Source organism: Alteromonas sp. G4i13 (assembly GCF_054960505.1).
Map to the genome: position 1 here is coordinate 1 of NZ_JBHNYX010000034.1, position 17,670 is coordinate 17,670.

General features: G+C 45.2%; 12 protein-coding genes, 3 tRNA genes and 1 pseudogene. 12 read left to right on the forward strand and 4 right to left on the reverse strand.

The features are described 5' to 3' along the window. Positions 1 to 192 precede the first annotated feature (192 nt). Both ACFI6J_RS15620 and betI read left to right on the forward strand, forming a co-directional pair. The gene (locus ACFI6J_RS15620; protein WP_156086076.1) at positions 193 to 2,616 is read left to right on the forward strand and encodes a TonB-dependent receptor domain-containing protein; all 2,424 of its coding nucleotides are present in this window, start codon (positions 193 to 195) and stop codon (positions 2,614 to 2,616) included. 73 nt (positions 2,617 to 2,689) lie between these two features. Further along, complete coding sequence (gene betI / locus ACFI6J_RS15625; RefSeq protein WP_289617962.1) at positions 2,690 to 3,265, forward strand: transcriptional regulator BetI; 576 nt, start codon at positions 2,690 to 2,692, stop codon at positions 3,263 to 3,265. A 228-nt stretch (positions 3,266 to 3,493) separates the two neighbouring features. On the opposite strand, the gene ACFI6J_RS15630 is transcribed toward betI, so the two are convergent. Both ACFI6J_RS15630 and ACFI6J_RS15635 read right to left on the reverse strand, forming a co-directional pair. After that, positions 3,494 to 5,569, reverse strand: coding sequence for a M13 family metallopeptidase (locus ACFI6J_RS15630; protein ID WP_156086077.1), 2,076 nt, complete (start codon positions 5,567 to 5,569; stop codon positions 3,494 to 3,496). Next, positions 5,559 to 6,884, reverse strand: a complete 1,326-nt coding sequence (locus ACFI6J_RS15635) for a GNAT family N-acetyltransferase (protein WP_156086078.1) — start codon at positions 6,882 to 6,884, stop codon at positions 5,559 to 5,561. The genes ACFI6J_RS15630 and ACFI6J_RS15635 overlap by 11 nt, the downstream gene beginning before the upstream one ends. A 118-nt stretch (positions 6,885 to 7,002) precedes the next feature. Here ACFI6J_RS15635 and ACFI6J_RS15640 point away from each other — a divergent pair, with 118 nt between their 5' ends. The 10 genes and pseudogenes from ACFI6J_RS15640 (at position 7,003) to ACFI6J_RS15685 (ending at position 15,696) form a co-directional block, all read left to right on the forward strand. Beyond that, complete coding sequence (locus ACFI6J_RS15640; protein WP_014948670.1) at positions 7,003 to 7,461, forward strand: regulatory protein RecX; 459 nt, start codon at positions 7,003 to 7,005, stop codon at positions 7,459 to 7,461. A 297-nt stretch (positions 7,462 to 7,758) separates the two neighbouring features. Then, on the forward strand, positions 7,759 to 10,356 hold the full coding sequence (alaS, locus tag ACFI6J_RS15645) for an alanine--tRNA ligase (RefSeq protein ID WP_014948671.1): 2,598 nt from the start codon (positions 7,759 to 7,761) through the stop codon (positions 10,354 to 10,356). A 134-nt stretch (positions 10,357 to 10,490) separates the two neighbouring features. Continuing rightward, the gene (csrA, locus tag ACFI6J_RS15650; protein WP_012517705.1) at positions 10,491 to 10,682 is read left to right on the forward strand and encodes a carbon storage regulator CsrA; all 192 of its coding nucleotides are present in this window, start codon (positions 10,491 to 10,493) and stop codon (positions 10,680 to 10,682) included. 565 nt (positions 10,683 to 11,247) lie between these two features. After that, a tRNA-Ser gene (locus ACFI6J_RS15655) sits at positions 11,248 to 11,339 on the forward strand. 37 nt (positions 11,340 to 11,376) lie between these two features. Next, positions 11,377 to 11,453 (forward strand) — tRNA-Arg (locus ACFI6J_RS15660). Between the two features lie 53 nt (positions 11,454 to 11,506). Beyond that, a tRNA-Arg gene (locus ACFI6J_RS15665) sits at positions 11,507 to 11,583 on the forward strand. Between the two features lie 141 nt (positions 11,584 to 11,724). After that, positions 11,725 to 12,215, forward strand: a pseudogene (locus ACFI6J_RS15670) (acyl-CoA thioesterase). Positions 12,216 to 12,434: 219 nt separating this feature from the next. Beyond that, positions 12,435 to 12,722 (forward strand): OadG family protein, encoded by a 288-nt coding sequence (locus tag ACFI6J_RS15675; RefSeq protein ID WP_041693403.1) that lies wholly within the window; start codon positions 12,435 to 12,437, stop codon positions 12,720 to 12,722. A 19-nt stretch (positions 12,723 to 12,741) separates the two neighbouring features. Next, positions 12,742 to 14,562 carry a sodium-extruding oxaloacetate decarboxylase subunit alpha gene (oadA, locus tag ACFI6J_RS15680; RefSeq protein ID WP_156086079.1) on the forward strand — a complete coding sequence of 607 codons (1,821 nt, stop codon included), beginning with the start codon at positions 12,742 to 12,744 and terminating at the stop codon, positions 14,560 to 14,562. A 3-nt stretch (positions 14,563 to 14,565) separates the two neighbouring features. Continuing rightward, positions 14,566 to 15,696 carry a sodium ion-translocating decarboxylase subunit beta gene (locus tag ACFI6J_RS15685; protein WP_014948675.1) on the forward strand — a complete coding sequence of 377 codons (1,131 nt, stop codon included), beginning with the start codon at positions 14,566 to 14,568 and terminating at the stop codon, positions 15,694 to 15,696. 171 nt (positions 15,697 to 15,867) lie between these two features. On the opposite strand, the gene ACFI6J_RS15690 is transcribed toward ACFI6J_RS15685, so the two are convergent. After that, positions 15,868 to 16,674, reverse strand: coding sequence for an ATP-binding cassette domain-containing protein (locus ACFI6J_RS15690; RefSeq protein WP_014948676.1), 807 nt, complete (start codon positions 16,672 to 16,674; stop codon positions 15,868 to 15,870). Then, positions 16,674 to 17,669: a peptide ABC transporter ATP-binding protein gene (locus ACFI6J_RS15695; protein WP_014948677.1), complete on the reverse strand. Its 996-nt coding sequence runs from the start codon at positions 17,667 to 17,669 to the stop codon at positions 16,674 to 16,676. The genes ACFI6J_RS15690 and ACFI6J_RS15695 overlap by 1 nt, the downstream gene beginning before the upstream one ends. Position 17,670 lies beyond the last annotated feature (1 nt).

The window sequence follows — 17,670 nt, forward strand, 5'->3', positions numbered from 1 at the left end:
GTCTGTTAGGCAAAGATTTCTTTGCTAAATTTCTGGGTCCGTTTACAGCTGGTGCGTGTTTACTTGGATGTCATTGAGTAAACAAACATGGAAAATGTTTTATTAATTGATTGTTCAATTAAACTTAACGCTACTGTAACAATTCCTCCCTAGAGTAGTGAGTAAACATTACACAACTACTTTGGGAAACACATGAAAACACACAATAAACTCTCGTTAGCTGTACTTGCAGCACTTTCGTCTATGACTACACCTACAGTGGCGTGGGCAGAGGAAGCAGAGCGTGCTGACGAAGAGCGCATAGAAGAAATTACCGTTGTTGGGCGAAGCGTTTCTTACGCGAATAACGCAACGAGCGACGATATGTTTAAACAACAGGCTAATCTTAGCAGTGTGTTAGCCGCGGTTGATAACCTGCCGGGTGTGCTTATTAACGAAGGTGATACCTTTGGGGCTGATGACTGGTCAACGTCTATTGTTATTCGTGGCTTTCAAGTAAACCTAAATGAGCAGCAAATTGGCATGACGGTAGATGGCATCGCCAACGGTAACTCGAATTACGGTGGTGGCGCGAAAGCGAATCGCTATATCGATACCGAAAACGTAAAAGGCGTTGAAGTTTCTCAGGGTACGGCGGATATCGCTTCCCGTTCACACGAAGCCTTGGGCGGCACACTGAATTTCACCACCATTAACCCGTCTGCGGAGCAGGGCTTAATAACCAGTGTAACTGCGGGTTCATTTGATGCGTCAAAATACTATGTACGCTACGAAACAGGCGAAATCTTTAAAGATACTTACGCGTGGATAAGCCTTTCAAGTCAAGAAAGTTCTGACTTTATGCAGCAGGCAGCAGAGAACACCCGTGATCATTTAGCCATGAAGTTTATCTCTACCGTTAACGACGTGTCTCTTACAGGTTACCTGTCTTACGACGATACCCACGAAGATAACTACCAGCGCATATACGGGCTGGCGCAATATGAGCAAAATCCAGATTGGGACCAGTTAACTGACGAGTGGACAGGCGTGCCTTATCAAGATCAGGCGTATCGTCGAGGTTGGTCTACCCTACGCGAAAACCTTTTCGCTTATTTACAGGCTGACTTTACTATTGGCCAGGTCGATTTTATGACTAACGTGTATTATCACGACAATGAAGGACGCGGCGAATGGGTTCCACCCTATATTGTTGATATCACTGATGACGGAGCAGAAGGGCACTCAGAGCTTATTGTTGGAAATACAGTATTCGGTGGAGAGGAGCTGGGACAAATCTACTTTGTTGATAGACAAGGCAACCAGCTAAGCCCTATTGAGGGGTGTCAAAGCTCACTGACCTTCCCTTATGGTGGTGCAGGTGCAGAATATGACCCAGGCTGTCATGCGCAAGGCGCTATTCCCGTGGGCTCATATCGTCACACCCATTATGATAAAGAGCGTTTTGGCATTAATGCTGATGCTGTGTGGTACACCAAAATTGGTGATTTTGATAATACCGTACGTTTTGGTATTTGGTGGGAAGACTATGAGCGTGGCGAGTCTCGCGATTGGCATAAAATTACCAACTCGTCTATTAGCGTCGATTATGACAACGTGCCTTACTGGGTGCAGTACGACAGAACCTTCCCAGTTGATACCTTGATGTACTATGTGGAAGATGAGCTTGATCTAGGCTTTGCCCGCATTCGCGCTGGTGCCAAGAAGTTTAACGTAGATATCGAGAAAACGGACAACTTTGATTCAGCCAACAACTTAGCGGTGAATACTGACTCAGATACCTTATTCTCTGCCGGTATCGTTGCACCTTTACCCATTGAAGGAGTGGAAGTTTTCGCAGGTTACGGTGAGAACTTTGCGGCAATCAAAGATGCACAACTAGAGCGCAACGATACTGACCTTCGCTTTATAAAGCCAGAAACCGCTGACAACATTGACGTAGGTTTCCGCTACTCTTCACCTGGTTTCAATGCCAGCGTGACCTACTACAATATTGAGTTTAACGACCGTATTCAATTTACCAGTAACGAAACCTCAGAGGGTATAGACTTTCTTGAAGCAGCCGCGGGTGGATACAAAAACGTGGGCGGTATTGAGTCTAGTGGTTTTGAAATTTCAGCAGACATTATGCTAACCGAAGACTTCTCGTTGTTCACTTCTATTACCTTAAGCGAATCAGAATATGTTGCGACGGTAGGTAGTTCAGGTACGCAATACGATACACTTGACGATGCGCTGGCAGCCATCGCAGACCCTGAAAACCCTGAAGTGTCACTGGTAGCTATTGAAGGTAATACGGGTATCGGTACGCCTGACACTATGGCGGTAATTAGCCTTGATTGGGCACGCGATAACTACTTTGCAGGCCTGTCTACCAAGTACGTTGATAGCCGCTACCTGGATATTGATAATGCGGCACAAGTTGATGACTATATCGTTAGCGACTTCTATATTGGCGGCTTTATCGAAAACATTGGTTCAGGTGCTGAAGAGCTAGAAGTGCGTTTAACAGTAAACAACCTGTTTGATGAAGACTATGCGTCTACCATTGCACCAGGTGCATTTTGGATTGGCGCACCTCGCGCTGTTGCAGTCAACGCACGCTTAACCTTTTAATCGTGATATCATGCCTGCGGCGGCATTGTGCTGTCGCAGGTTATTTTTTAGATTTAAGGTTTGGAGTTGTAGCATGCCCAAGGTGGGAATGGAGCCAGTTCGCAAGAAGCAATTAATAGAAGCAACGCTAGAAGTGATGGCAGAAGTTGGCTATCACGGTACAACGATTAGCTTAATTAGCAAAAGAGCTGGGCTTTCTTCAGGGATAATCAGTCACTATTTTGGTGACAAGCAAGGTTTAATTGAAGCAACGATGCGCCACCTTCTCGATGCGCTAAAAATCACGCAGCGTATTGACGATCCGCTAGAGCGGATTGATTTCATTATTGAAAATAACTTTTCACAAACGCAAGGGGCGAGTTCCGCCACCAATACTTGGTTCAACTTCTGGGCGTTGTCACTTCACAACGAAGGCTTGCATCGTTTGCAGTGTATTAACCACAAACGCTTAGAGCGTAATTTAGCGTTTAGTTACCGCAAGCTACTTAAACCTGAGCAGGTCAAAAACGCCGCTGCGTCTACCGCTGCATTAATTGATGGGTATTGGCTTCGTTATTCCATGGGCAGTGTGGGTAACGGTGATTTTTCAGAGGCTGTAGCCCGTTGTAAACAATACGTTCGCGATATAGTTGCCCAATACGGAAGATAAATAAGCAAACGGAAGTTAAACAAGTACTCGGGGCTGGCGTATAAGTACCACCGAGCGAATACTGATTAGAAAAATAAAAAGGGCGGTTCGAGATAAGTCGAACCGCCCTTTTTAATTATCTACATTTTCTAAATGAGCTATGCGGACTGGTATTAGCTGGCGCCAGATACAAATCTCTATCCGGCGCGAGAAGCTAGCATGTGCTCACTAAGTGCTTAACTCAATGAGTTACCAAATTCTTACGCGCTCTTCTGGCGCAAGATAAAGTGCATCATCTGGTTTCACATCAAACGCTTCATACCATGCATCATGGTTTCTTGGTGCTTGTGCACGATAACGACCAGGCGCGTGTGTACCTGCGCGAAGTTGATTCAGCATGCTTTCTTCAGTGCGTTTTTCTTTCCACACTTGTGCCCATGCAAGGAAGAAACGCTGATCGCCTGTTAGGCCGTCAATTACCGGTGCTTCTTTGCCGTTAAGGCTAAGTTTGTAGGCGTGGTAAGCCATGGCTAGACCACCCACGTCACCAATGTTTTCACCCAAGCTGTTGCGACCATTTACGAAGTTACCTTCGATAGGCTCGTACTGGCTGTATTGCTCGGCTAGCATATCTGCTTTTTCTTCAAACGCTGCGCGGTCAGCATCGGTCCACCAGTTGCGCTGAATACCGTTTGCATCTGACTTCGAGCCTTGATCGTCAAAACCATGTCCCATTTCGTGACCAATTACCGCACCGATTGCACCGTAGTTAACTGCTGCGTCGGCGTTTGGATCAAAGAATGGTGGTTGCAAAATAGCCGCTGGGAATACAATTTCGTTGAACGAGCTATTGTAGTAGGCGTTAACGCGCTGCGGTGTCATACCCCAGCGATTGCGATCCGTTTTCTCTAGCTCACGTTCTACCGATTGGTCTTGGAAGAATGTGCGTAGGTTTCGAACATTGCCTACTAAGTCTTTGTCGCTGATGGTTACGCCGTCGAAAGACTGCCATTCGTCTGGGTAGCCAATTTTAGGGTTAAATGCCATTAGCTTTTCTTTGGCATTTACCTTGGTTTCTTCGCTCATCCAGTCTAGGTTTTCAATACGCTCACCTAGTGCTGTACGCAAGTTCTCAACCAGCTCCGCCATCTGCTCTTTTGAGCTTTCTGGGAAGTATTCGTTTACGTAAATCTTGCCGATAGCAAAACCAAGTGACTCAGTACCAGACATTTGGCTCACTGCGCGTTTCCAACGAGGACGAGGCTCTTGCTGACCGCTTAGTGTACGACCAAAGAAGTCAAAGTTGGCTAGGTAGATATCTTCAGAAAGGAAATCCGCATTGTTTGAAATAGTGTGATATTTCAAGTACGACTTCCAATCAGCGAGATCAGCTTCGTTAATAATTTTAATAACGTCTTTTACTGGCTCAGGCTGTGTAATATTTAGCTCAGGTACCTTATAACCGGTTTGAGCAAAATACGTATCCCAATCAAAGCCAGGGTACTCGTCAGACAGCTTGCTACGTTCAATCTGGTTAAGAGTAAGATCGCGGTCACGGCGTTTTTCGCGAGGCCACTGAATTTCTGCAATTTGTGTTTCAAGGGCAAGAATGTTCGCCGCTTTTTCAGCTGCGTTTTCTTCGCCTGCAAAATTTAGCATCTGCTCGATGTGCGCTACATAAGCTTCACGAATTTTAACAAAACGTTCGCTATCGCTCAGGTAGTAGTCGCGATCAGGAAGGCCTAAACCACCAACACCAACACTTAATTGGTATTCATTTGGGTCAAGGCGGTTGTACCACATACCGCCGCCAATTGGCGTGGTTGAGCCTACTAACCAGCTGTTACCAAATGCTTTGGTTAGGTCAGTTTTGTTTTCAATGCTATCGATAGACGTGAGTACGTCTTTAATTGGCTCAATACCTTTTTCGTTGATGGTATCTGTATCCATATAAGCAACGAAAAAGTCGTGAACAAGCTTTTCTTCTGCATTTAGAGAAGACTTTTCCATTAGCCCATCAATGATGTTTTTAACTTGCTCTTCACTACGCTCTGCAAGACCCGTAAACGCGCCGTAGCGAGTTTTGTCAGCGGGCAGCTCGTAGTTGTCGTACCATGTACCGCTCGCGTACATGAAGAAGTCATCACCAGGTTTTACCGCTTCATTACGAGCGGTCAAGTCTACGCCAAAAGAGCCTAGTTCCGCTTCGCCCTTCATTTCTGGCGCTTCAACATTGCTGGTTTGCTCTTGGGCTTTTTCAGGCTGACCGCAACCAGCAAGTCCCAAAGATGCCGCAATCGCTACGGCAAGAAGTTTATATTTCATCGTTTTTCTCGTTGTGATTATAAGTGTCGTCGTTAGGTGCAGTGACACTCGTTGTTTTTAAAGTAGGCACAAATTCCTTGTTAAACGGTAAAGCATTCCGTGCCTGATTAAAATAGCTTGCGATATGTGGCGTTTCTCGCTGTAAAAAGTCTGCTACAGCAGTGTGAAACGACGGATGTTGTAATTTGTGATGAGAACGGCAATAAATGGGCTCGAAGCCTCGAAGTATTTTATGTTCACCTTGGGTGCCGGGATTAAAAAGCGATAGCTTTTTCTCAATGGCGAATTCAATGCCTTCAAAATAACAGCAGGCAAAATGTAGCCCGTCTATTTCTTTCAGTGCTCCCCAGTATCTGCCATACAGTCCTGTCTCATCATAGAAAAAGAGGGCGCTGGCTACTGCTACCTCATTCTCTATTGCCGTAACTATAAGCATGTTATCGCTCATGCTCTCGACTAGCTGCTCAAAGAACGCATCGTTCAAATATCCCACGTGACCGCTTCGTTTTAAATAGGTTACTTTGTAACACTTTGTGAAAAACTGCAGTGTCTCTGGGCTAATCTCACTGCCGGTATGATGGGTGAAGCGAACGCCTTGCTCGTTCAGTTTACGTCGACTTTTCTTGATATCTTTTCTTTTGCGGGAAGTAAGCGCGTTAAGAAAATCGTCGAAATCACCATAACCGTAGTTATGCCACTGAAACTGAACCGCGTATCGGGTCAGGTAGTGGTTGGGAATACTGGGTTGAACTTTGAATTGGTCATTAGGCAAATCATCGGCTAATTCACTGGCCTCAGGCTCGTCTTTACCAATAAGTTGAGCTGAGGTGCTTTCATTGGGAAATAGCCAATGAAAAGAAGATAAAGCCTCACCAAAAACGGACTCTACATGCGCTGTCAATGTATTTTCCAGTTCACTTAAAAGTGACGGAGTAAGCGCAATGTGCCCATCAGAAAGTAGTCTAGAGCCTGTTACAGGCGTGAAGGGGATGGCCGATATCCATTTAGGATAATAGTCGAGACCGTGCTGTGCATAAGCATTAGCCCATGCGTGGTCAAACACGTATTCACCGTAGCTGTGAGTTTTCAGGTAGCCGGGAATAACGAGATTAACAGCCTCATGCTGACCTTTCGCTATAGCAATATGGCAAGGCTGCCACCCAGATTCATTGCTGCACGAGCCGCTGCGTTCTAGCGCATGTAAAAATTCATAAGAAACGAAAGGACCCGATTCTTTTGCGAGGTATTGCCAGCGCTCTTTAGAGATCTGTTCAATCGAATCTATTATTGTTATGCGATAGTTGGATGCTGTCATGCAGTTTACATCATGTAGAGGTTAAGTGCGTAAAACGCTAGATAGTCGCAATGTACGAGTAATTAACGCTAAAATAACGCGGTTTCTACGTTTAATACAGAAGAGTAAGTTTACAAAAATGTCAGAGTTCGACCGAAAAATCATTACCGACGCGATTACTCGCATGCTGGCACGACGAGAGCATAGCTTTAACGAGATTATGCGAAAGTTGCAGCAGAAGGGAATAGCGAGTGATGCTTTCATGCCTATTCTGGAGGAATTCAAAGATGCTGATATCCAAAGCGATGCTAGATTTGCAGAAAGCCGAGCTCGCGCACTGTATTTAAAAGGGAAGGGACCCCGCGCAATTAAATTAGACTTACAGCAATACGGTGTAGATGAAAGTACTGCAGAACACGCAATGAGAGAGATTGACGCTGACTGGTTTGAAAGTGCTAAAAAAGTAAAAGAGAAAAAGTTTGGCGAGTTTTATGAAACCGAATTCGCGTTGAGACAAAAGCAGAAACAATTTCTTCAATATCGTGGCTTTTACCAAGATCACATTGAATATGCTGTAAGCGCAAACGAATCTAGCTAAAACGGCTGGTTTATGCTCATGTTTACCGACAAATAGATGCCGTTGGCGATTCGTTTTATGAATACTGGCTATTTTCGTCTACTTAAAGTGAAATTTGAGCCTATCTTCTCCCCGTTACACTTAACAAAATTGCGTTATCCATGGTATTGTTGCGCAAATTTGTGTGCATTTTAATTATCCAGAGAATTATAGCGAGGATAAGCGTATTGCGTATTCGCAAACTGCCCCGATTATAAAGCTCATTAGAACAGGCAAATCGCACGTTTCAAAAATAGAATAAAGGAAGTTAGGTTTTCAATGACATTATCAACTGCTGACTTACGTAACAAGTTTATCGATTATTTTAAAAGCCATGGCCACCAAGCGGTGGCGAGCTCGTCACTGGTTCCGGCAGATGATCCCACACTTCTTTTTACCAACGCGGGCATGAACCAGTTTAAAGACTGTTTTTTAGGTGCGGAAAAACGCAGCTATACCCGTGCGGTATCGTCACAGCGCTGCGTTCGCGCAGGTGGTAAGCATAACGACCTTGAGAACGTAGGTTACACTGCGCGTCACCATACCTTTTTTGAAATGCTGGGTAATTTCAGCTTTGGCGATTATTTCAAAAAAGAAGCGATAGAGTTTGCGTGGAATTTCCTTACCAAAGAAATTGGTTTGCCAAAAGAAAAGCTCTTAGTCACCGTTTATTCTGAAGATGACGAAGCTTTCGACATCTGGGAAAACCATATTGGTGTTCCAAAAGAAAAGATTATTCGCATTAGTACGTCAGATAACTTCTGGTCTATGGGCGATACCGGTCCATGTGGTCCTTGTTCTGAAATCTTTTACGATCACGGTGCGCACATTTGGGGAGGTCCTCCGGGAACACCAGAAGAAGACGGCGACCGCTTTATCGAAATTTGGAACCTGGTATTTATGCAGTTTAACAAACAAGCTGACGGTACCATGGAGCCACTCCCTAAGCCTTCAATCGATACCGGTATGGGCCTAGAACGTATTTCCGCTATCTTGCAGAACGTGCACAGCAACTACGAGATCGACCTTTTCCAAAACTTGATCAAATCAGCAGCATCAATTGTTGGAAGCGAAGATTTAGAAAATAAATCGCTACGGGTCATCGCCGATCACATTCGTTCGTGCAGCTTCTTAATTTGCGATGGCGTTATGCCATCAAATGAAGGGCGCGGATACGTATTACGTCGCATTATTCGTCGCGCTGTCCGCCACGGCTATCAACTTGGCGCAAACGATATTTTCTTCTATAAGCTTGTAGCATCACTTGCCAAAGAAATGGGTGAAGCGTATCCAGAACTTGTAGACCAGCTACCGGTAATTGAAAAAGTACTACGTGTTGAAGAAGAGCAGTTTAGCAAAACGTTAGCCCGTGGTATGGCTATTCTAAACGATACACTAGAAACTCTAGAAGGCGACACAGTGCCGGGTGACGTAGTGTTTAAGCTTTACGACACCTATGGTTTCCCTACTGACTTAACCAATGATGTAGCGCGTGAGCACGACCTTAAGATTGACGAAGAAGGTTTTGAAGCTGCTATGCAAGCACAACGTGCCCGTGCACAGCAGGCTAGCAACTTTGGTGCAGACTACAATAGTAAACTCGCCATTGACCACACAACCTCATTTACTGGGTACACCGATGTAGAAGGCCAGGCGAATGTGGTTGAACTTATTGCCGACAATGCGTTTGTTGAGAAGCTTGAAGACGGTCAAGAAGGCGTTGTGGTATTAGACAGCACACCGTTCTACGCTGAAAGCGGTGGTCAGGCAGGTGACAAAGGTGTGCTTCGCGTGGCAAACGGTGAATTCATCGTTACTGACACCCAAAAAATGGGTAATGCGTTTGCACACAAAGGTATTGCTAAAGGTTCGGTATCTAAAGGTGATACGGCAACCGCAGCGATTGATGCAGCAAATCGTGAAGCCATTAAAAAGAACCACAGCGCAACGCATTTACTTCATGCAGCACTGCGTGAAATTTTAGGTGAGCACGTAACTCAGAAAGGTTCATTGGTTGAAGCGCCGCGCATGCGTTTTGACTTCTCGCATTTTGAGGCAGTAACGGCTGAGCAACTTGCTGAGATTGAAAGACGAGTTAACCAAGAAATACGTGCAAACCACACGTTAGCAACTGAACTAATGGATTTGGATGAAGCCAAAGCATCAGGCGCAATGGCGCTATTTGGTGAAAAGTACGACGAAAAAGTTCGCGTGGTAACCATGGGGCCATTCTCTGTTGAGCTATGTGGTGGTACTCACGTTACACGTACTGGTGATATTGGCTTGTTTAAAATTACCAGTGAAGCGGGTATTGCATCGGGCGTTCGACGTATCGAAGCAGTTACTGGCGAGCATGCACTTGAAGTCGTGCAAACCCAACAAGCGACACTGTCTTCATTGTCTGCGTTATTGAAAACAGACAGCCAAAATGTACTTGATCGCGTAGTTTCTCTACAAAATCAGACTAAAGAACTAGAAAAAGCACTCAATTCTGCGAAACAAAAATTGGCGAGTCAGCAAGGTGCTGATATGCTTAGTAATGCAGTAGAGATAAATGGCGTTAAAGTTCTTATTGCGAATTTGGAAGGTGTTGAAGCGAAGTCATTGCGTTCAATGATGGATGACATTAAAAACCGAATTGGTGAAGGGATCGTAGTATTAGGTGTGGCTAATGACGCGAAAGTGAATCTTATTGCTGGCGTTACTAAAAACCTCACTAGTAAAGTTAAAGCGGGCGAGCTAGTTAACTTTGTTGCATCACAAGTAGGTGGCAAAGGGGGCGGTCGTCCAGATATGGCACAGGCAGGCGGTGACCAGCCTGAAAACTTGGGCCAGGCGCTAGATTCGGTTAACGCTTGGTTACAAGATAAGCTATAATTATTTTTGTGTATAACAGTGAGTTTTTGAAGTGACGCAGAAACATGGAATCACTGTCGCTTCCATCGGGTCGTGCCGATGGGTTGGCAAATCTTAATGGATGATGTTCAGTATTAAGGAACAGGAGCAAGCGAATGCTTATTTTGACTCGTCGAGTTGGTGAAACGCTTATGGTTGGTGACGATGTAACCGTTACCGTACTAGGTGTAAAAGGGAATCAGGTACGTATCGGTGTGAATGCACCAAAAGAAGTTTCTGTGCACCGTGAAGAGATATACATGCGCATTCAAGCAGAAAAAGGCGGTCAGCCAGGCTCTGCAGAATAATTGCATTATACGCTTCATTGGAAAAGGTCAGCTTACGCTGGCCTTTTTTGTTTTAAGTGAGTAAATCTTATCGGGCTTTAGCGCAAGTCTATTGTTTCTGTTCTATTTCGCCAGAAATGACGTTGTGATGTCTCGCGCTAATGACCAAGTTAAGTCTCTGGGTCGTGCACAGCTTTTTTCTAGCACAATGCCTTCTGGGTGGACGATTTTTAAATAGAGACATATACCGCTTTATTTGAGATTTTGGAGCGTTTTTAAATAACTTAAGTAAGTAATACGAATCAGCGTACTTGGTTATGAACAAATAAATTCAAAACTTTTTGATATTATTCTTGAAAAATTGACTAAATTATTAAGGCGGGTCAGTTAAAACTGCAATGAAGCTGCGCATATTCAAATGCAAATTAACGAGCATCGTTAAATAAAATTCGGTTTAATTGCTTGTATTGCGAACAAATTACTGGTTTTTTGCTCGAATCGTTTAAAATGGCAGCGGGTGAACAATTTCTTTATAAAAAAGGTTTGACTCAGGCCAATGAATCCGTAAAATGCACCCCGCAGTCAAGGAGAGGTGGGTGAGTGGCTGAAACCAGTTCCCTGCTAAGGAACCATACGCATATACGCGTATCGAGGGTTCGAATCCCTCCCTCTCCGCCATTATTCGTTGGCAGTGACGGCCAACAACAAGTTTTGCGCGTGTGTAGCTCAGCTGGATAGAGTACCTGGCTACGAACCAGGCGGTCGGAGGTTCGAATCCTTCCACACGCGCCACTTATTTTAAAGCGTCACCTTTTGATGTAAAATTCAAAAGTACACAAGTTTACGCGTGTGTAGCTCAGCTGGATAGAGTACCTGGCTACGAACCAGGCGGTCGGAGGTTCGAATCCTTCCACACGCGCCACATTGAAAAACCCACCTTTTTAGGTGGGTTTTTTCATTTCTACTCCTTTTATTTTTGTTCTCTCCACTTTCGTCTAAGCGCACTGTTTAAAATTTAAGCTAAACTTAATGTGTCTAACAGCAGTAAAGCGCGAGGTACGCTATGGCACATCCATCTACTACTTTTCGATTTTTAGCAGAACCTACCGACGTAAACTTTGGCGGTAACGTTCACGGTGGCATGCTCTCTATAACAGCTTAATGAAATGGATTGACCAAGCAGCCTATGCCTGTGCCGCGCAGTGGTCCAAATGTTACTGCGTCACGGTGTCTGCCAATGGCATACGTTTCATAAAACCTATAAAAGTAGGTCAGCTAGTTGAGATAACCGCATCGTTGGTACACACTGGAGCGTCAAGTATGCATATCTATGTTGTGGTTAAATCGGGCGACGCCACGGAAAACACTACGTCTGTCGCAAATCGCTGTTTTATAACTTTTATGGCGGTGGACTGTGAGGGAAGCCCAGTAAATGTGCCTGCTTACGTACCCGAGGATGAACGACATATGCAGCTAGAATTAGTGGCGATGCATGCGAAAGATTTCGCTAAACAGCTAGACAGTGACTTTACGGAAAATATAGGCTTTCATTAAGGCGTGAGTATAAATGAACGTAAACGTAGATTGCTGGCATCGGCAACGCTTATGCTAATTCCTAAAATATACTTTTGTTGCAAATTTATTAAAGAATAATGCATTAAGTTTCATTTTGGCGGGTTTTATTCATTTTAAAGTGGTTTTTTATGCTGCTTTGTTGTGTTTTGAAAAACCACGTGATACTTATTCAGGTACGAAATAACAACAGGTTTGAATATGAATTCGGGATCCGTCGCTAGCCTGCTCTTTGAAGCAGCTTCTCTTATGCTTATAGGAATGGTATTTGTTTTCTCATTCTTAGGGCTTCTTATTGTGGGTATTCATCTCATTGCCCGATTTTGTGAAGCTTTTCCCGGTGAAACAGCAGAGCCTTCAGCTCATTTAAAAGGGCCTTCAGCTAATTTGAGTCGAAACAATCAAGCGGTACAACCAGGAATAGACGGAAACGTTATCGCAGCTATTTCTGCCGCAATTCATACCCATCGCCAAAATTCTAAAAAATAAAGCCTAATCAGGAGTTACCATGTCTAAGCCTCTGGCCCTTACCGAGCTGGTTCTGCGTGATGCCCACCAATCCCTTCTTGCTACGCGCATGCGTATTGAAGATATGCTTCCCATAGCGGAAAAACTAGATAAAGCTGGCTTTTGGTCAGTTGAATCTTGGGGTGGTGCTACATTTGATGCCTGTATTCGTTATTTAGGGGAAGACCCTTGGGAGCGCATCAGAAAGCTAAAAGCAGCCATGCCTAACACGAAACAGCAAATGCTGTTGCGTGGTCAAAACCTATTGGGTTACCGCCATTATGCTGACGATGTTGTCACTCGCTTTGTAGAGCGTGCTCACGAAAGTGGCGTAGATGTATTTAGAATTTTTGATGCCATGAATGACATTAGGAATTTGAAAACCGCAATAAAAGCGACCATAGACAGTGGCGCTCACGCGCAAGGGACAATTTCTTATACGGTAAGCCCTGTGCACAATCTTAAGCTTTGGCTCGAAATGGCGAAACAGCTTGAAGACCTAGGGGTTCATTCTATCTGCGTAAAAGATATGGCTGGGCTTTTAAAACCGTACGAGTGCGAGGCATTGATTACCGGATTAAAAGAAACGGTTGATGTACCAATTGCCATGCAGTGCCATGCCACAACAGGGTTGAGTACGGCGACGTATCAAAAAGCTATCGATGCCGGTATTGATATGCTGGACACGGCTATTTCTTCAATGAGCATGACTTATGGTCATAGTGCAACTGAGACCATGGTTTCTATCGTAGAAGGTACAGAGCGCGATACGGGTATTGCACTACCCGAACTAGAAGAAATTGCCAGTTACTTCAGGGAAGTAAGAAAGAAATACAGCAAGTTCGAAGGCAGTCTCAAAGGGGTAGATGCACGTATTCTTTTGGCTCAAGTACCGGGCGGAATGCTAACCAACATGGAAAGTCAGCTCAAAGAGCAGGGCGCTGAAGATAAATTCGAAGAAGTGTTAAAAGAAATTCCACGGGTAAGGGAAGATCTTGGGTTCATTCCTCTTGTTACGCCAACCTCACAAATCGTGGGCACGCAGTCAGTGCTTAACGTACTCACCGGCGAGCGTTACAAAAGCATTACAAAAGAAACCGCAGGCGTTCTTAAAGGTGAATATGGCGCTACCGCAGCACCAGTAAACAAGGAGTTGCAGGCGCGTGTGCTTGATGGCGCAGAGCCCGTGACATGCCGGCCTGCTGACAATATTGCACCAGAGCTGGATACACTGAGTAAAGAGCTTGATGAACTGGCTCAGAAAAAGCAACTCTCGCTGTCAGACGATAAAATTGATGATGTTTTGACTTATGCCTTATTCCCGCAGATAGGCCTAAAGTTTATCGAAAACCGCGGCAACCCTGATGCGTTTGAACCTGCACCTAGCGCGCAAGAGTCGCAAAGCTCGAGTGCGCCTAAGCCTGCTGAAGCCAAGTCAAGCTCACAAGGGGCTACCGCGAGTGAAACTTACGACGTAAACGTAGATGGAAGAGTGTATCGCGTAGAAGTGGCACCTTCAGGTACGCTGACGAGCGTTACACCTGCTAGTGGCTCTCAGACGCAAGCACAGCCTCAAACCAACAGCGCTGCGCCATCAGACTCTAACTCTTCTCAGTCTATTGATGCACCGCTTGCAGGTAACGTATTTAAAGTTTTGGTGAGAAACGGCGACAGCGTGTCAGAAGGCGATGTGGTGATGATCTTAGAAGCCATGAAAATGGAGACAGAGATCCGCTCCGCATTTACAGGTACTGTTACTGACATTACCGTTGGTGAAGGCGATGCCGTAACCAGTGGTCAACCGTTAATCTTATTGGGGTAGTACATGGATAAGTTAATGGTACTTTGGGATAGTACCGCGCTTGCGCACTTTGAAGCCGGCCAGCTGATTATGATGGCAGTGGGTTTCGGCTTGTTGTACTTGGCCATTGTTAAAAAGTTTGAGCCATTGCTTTTACTGCCCATTGGTTTTGGTGCATTGCTTACTAACATCCCTATCGCTGGTTTTTCAGAAGCGGGTGGCTTGCTGCACTACATATACAAAATCGGCATAGATACAGGGGTATTTCCTCTGCTCATCTTTATGGGGGTAGGCGCAATGACTGATTTCAGTGCACTTATTGCTAACCCCAAAATGTTGTTACTTGGCGCAGCTGCGCAGTTCGGTATTTTTGCTACTTTGTTTGGCGCGATAGCGTTAAACCTTATACCTGGCTTTGAGTTTACGTTAAAAGACGCGAGTGCCATTGCTATCATAGGTGGCGCGGATGGGCCTACTGCCATTTTCCTCGCCTCACGCCTTGCGCCTGATTTGCTCGGTGCGATTGCAGTCGCTGCATACTCTTATATGGCGTTGGTACCTATTATCCAGCCACCTATCATGAAAGCGCTGACCACAAAAGAAGAGCGCGAGATAAAAATGGGTCAACTACGACCTGTGTCAAAGCGAGAGAAGATTATTTTTCCGCTTGCTGTTCTGTTTATGACTATCTTGTTTTTACCTGCAGCAACGCCACTTGTCGGTATGTTCTGCTTCGGTAACTTAATGAAAGAGTGTGGCGTGGTAGACAGATTGAGCAAAACAGCCCAAAACGAGCTCATCAATACGGTCACTATTTTCCTTGGTTTAGCAGTAGGATCAAAGCTATCAGCTGAAGCATTCCTTACGGTCGAGACTTTAGGTATTTTGGGGCTTGGGGCTATCGCGTTTGGTATAGGCACTGCCGCAGGCGTACTCATGGCCAAGCTTATGAGTAAGCTGTCTGGTGGCAGTATAAATCCACTGATTGGCGCAGCTGGCGTCTCTGCTGTGCCGATGGCAGCCAGAGTGGTGAACAAAGTTGGGCTAGAAGCAAACCCTCATAACTTCTTACTTATGCATGCAATGGGACCTAACGTGGCTGGTGTGCTAGGTAGTGCGGTTGCCGCAGGTATTCTATTGGCTCTGGTTGGCTAGAAAGCACGAATGCATTGCTGTACAAGGGGCAATTTATTTGCCCCTTTTTTATTGCATGGCGTTTGTTCAAAAAAAGGCTTTCTAGGGTTTTCTTTTTGTGACGAGTCGAGCGTGCCAGTTCGGAACATAAGTGCGCTTCTCAAAGAAAACAGCACCCAAACGATAAGCTCTTTATTCTCGAATTGTGTTTTGTGGCACCAGTGATTGGTAGGCGGTAACGAGTTTCTTAGTGCGCGTATGCTGGGGCCACCTAAAGATAGTTTCGGTCTTGCCTTCTTCTACAATTTCACCGCCTTCCATCACAATAATCCTGTCTGCAATGTGTCGTACAATACCCAAGTTGTGACTAATAAAGATAAACGCCAAGCCAAGTTCTTGCTGAAGCTTCAATATAAGATTCACCGTTTGCGAACGAATGGAAGGGTCTAACGCTGCAAAGGGTTCATCAGCCACTAACACTTTGGGCTTTAACACAATGGCTCTGGCTAGCGCTACGCGCTGCTGCTGTCCATCAGAAAGCATATGTCGATAAAAGTAATAGTGTTCGCGCAAGAGGCCTACCTTCACCAACATATCTTCTATAATTGGTTTGCGTTCTGCTTCGCTTAGGCCTGTATTCAAACGCAATGGCTCATCCAAAATTTTTCCCACAGGAACCGATGGATTCATCGACTCGGAGCTATGCTGCAAGATCATACGAATGTCATGGGTACGTTTTTGCTGGCTATCTTTAGACTGATATTTGGCTAAATATTTGTGTGTGTTAATTTCAATTTCACCTGCATCAGCAGGCAGTGCACCTACCAAGAGCTTAGCCAACAGGGATTTACCTGAGCGGTTTTCACCAATTATTGCAATGGTTTCACCGCGCTTTACGCTTAAGTTCACTGGACCAAGTTGAAAAACTTCAGGACGTTTTAGCCAACGTTTCCTCTCGTTATGAATAAACGTGAGATCTTTCACCTGCATGATATCCATTACAGCTTCTCCATATGTAGAGGGAAGTGACAGCTGTAATTGTGATCGTGAATTTTACGCACGGCTGGCGTTTGTACACAGGCGCGCTGTGCACGAGGGCAGCGCGGACCTAATCGGCAACCAATAGGCAAATGCTGTAGTGTGGGAATAGAGCCACCAAGCGTGGGTAGCAGCGATTTCGGTGGTAAATCTTTTCTGAAGCTCGGCGCGCTGTCTAGTAATGCTTTTGTGTAAGGGTGCAGAGGGCGCTTCTTAATGTGCTTCATTCTACCTGATTCTACAGTCTGCCCTGCATACAACACCGTCATAGAGTGAGACATACTTGCAATTGCCAGTAGGTCGTGACTAACAAACAAGATCGAGAGCGAGCGGGTCTGATTCAAACGCGTGAAGAGCTTCAGAATTTGTGTTTTTGTTGTAGGTTCCATTCCCCGAGTTGGATCATCGGCGATGAGCAATTTAGGCTGTGAAACCAAGGCCATCGCAATCATGAATTTTTGACCTATGTCAGCCGGTATTTGATGAGGAAAAGCGCTTAAATAATGCTTGTGGTACTTTATTCCTACTTTGTGAACGGTGCTTATTGCGATCTTTTTGCGGTGTTGTGCTCGTTGCCAGAACCAGCTCCCTTCAACAAATTCATCGGGAATGCTCTCTTCCAACTGCTCTCCAAGCGTTGCCGATGGGTCTAAACTTGCCTGTGGGTTTTGGAATACGACCGCTATTTCTCGGCGCATTACCTCACGACGCTGCTGCACAGACATACTCAGCAGGTTTTCACCATTCCAACTCATGCGGTCAGCCGTTAAATTCCATTGGCTAGGAAGGGCTCCGCAAATGGCGGACACGATCAAGCTTTTGCCTGAGCCAGATTCTCCTACCAGTGCGCGAATCTCCCCGCTGCTAACTGACAGGTTAACTTTGTCCAACGCTTTAATTGCGCCATCGCTGCTCTGCATTTCCAAGGTGAGGTTTTTAATATCAAGCATTGGCATA

What these genes read in the sequence shown, in the direction of transcription:
- ACFI6J_RS15685 (WP_014948675.1), top strand. Translation starts at nt 14,566, where the DNA reads ATGGATAAGTTAATGGTACTTTGGGATAGTACCGCGCTTGCGCACTTT.
- ACFI6J_RS15640 (WP_014948670.1), top strand. Translation starts at nt 7,003, where the DNA reads ATGTCAGAGTTCGACCGAAAAATCATTACCGACGCGATTACTCGCATG.
- alaS (WP_014948671.1), top strand. Translation starts at nt 7,759, where the DNA reads ATGACATTATCAACTGCTGACTTACGTAACAAGTTTATCGATTATTTT.
- ACFI6J_RS15635 (WP_156086078.1), bottom strand. Translation starts at nt 6,884, where the DNA reads ATGACAGCATCCAACTATCGCATAACAATAATAGATTCGATTGAACAG.
- ACFI6J_RS15675 (WP_041693403.1), top strand. Translation starts at nt 12,435, where the DNA reads ATGAATTCGGGATCCGTCGCTAGCCTGCTCTTTGAAGCAGCTTCTCTT.
- ACFI6J_RS15690 (WP_014948676.1), bottom strand. Translation starts at nt 16,674, where the DNA reads ATGGATATCATGCAGGTGAAAGATCTCACGTTTATTCATAACGAGAGG.
- oadA (WP_156086079.1), top strand. Translation starts at nt 12,742, where the DNA reads ATGTCTAAGCCTCTGGCCCTTACCGAGCTGGTTCTGCGTGATGCCCAC.
- ACFI6J_RS15695 (WP_014948677.1), bottom strand. Translation starts at nt 17,669, where the DNA reads ATGCCAATGCTTGATATTAAAAACCTCACCTTGGAAATGCAGAGCAGC.
- ACFI6J_RS15620 (WP_156086076.1), top strand. Translation starts at nt 193, where the DNA reads ATGAAAACACACAATAAACTCTCGTTAGCTGTACTTGCAGCACTTTCG.
- betI (WP_289617962.1), top strand. Translation starts at nt 2,690, where the DNA reads ATGCCCAAGGTGGGAATGGAGCCAGTTCGCAAGAAGCAATTAATAGAA.
- ACFI6J_RS15630 (WP_156086077.1), bottom strand. Translation starts at nt 5,569, where the DNA reads ATGAAATATAAACTTCTTGCCGTAGCGATTGCGGCATCTTTGGGACTT.
- csrA (WP_012517705.1), top strand. Translation starts at nt 10,491, where the DNA reads ATGCTTATTTTGACTCGTCGAGTTGGTGAAACGCTTATGGTTGGTGAC.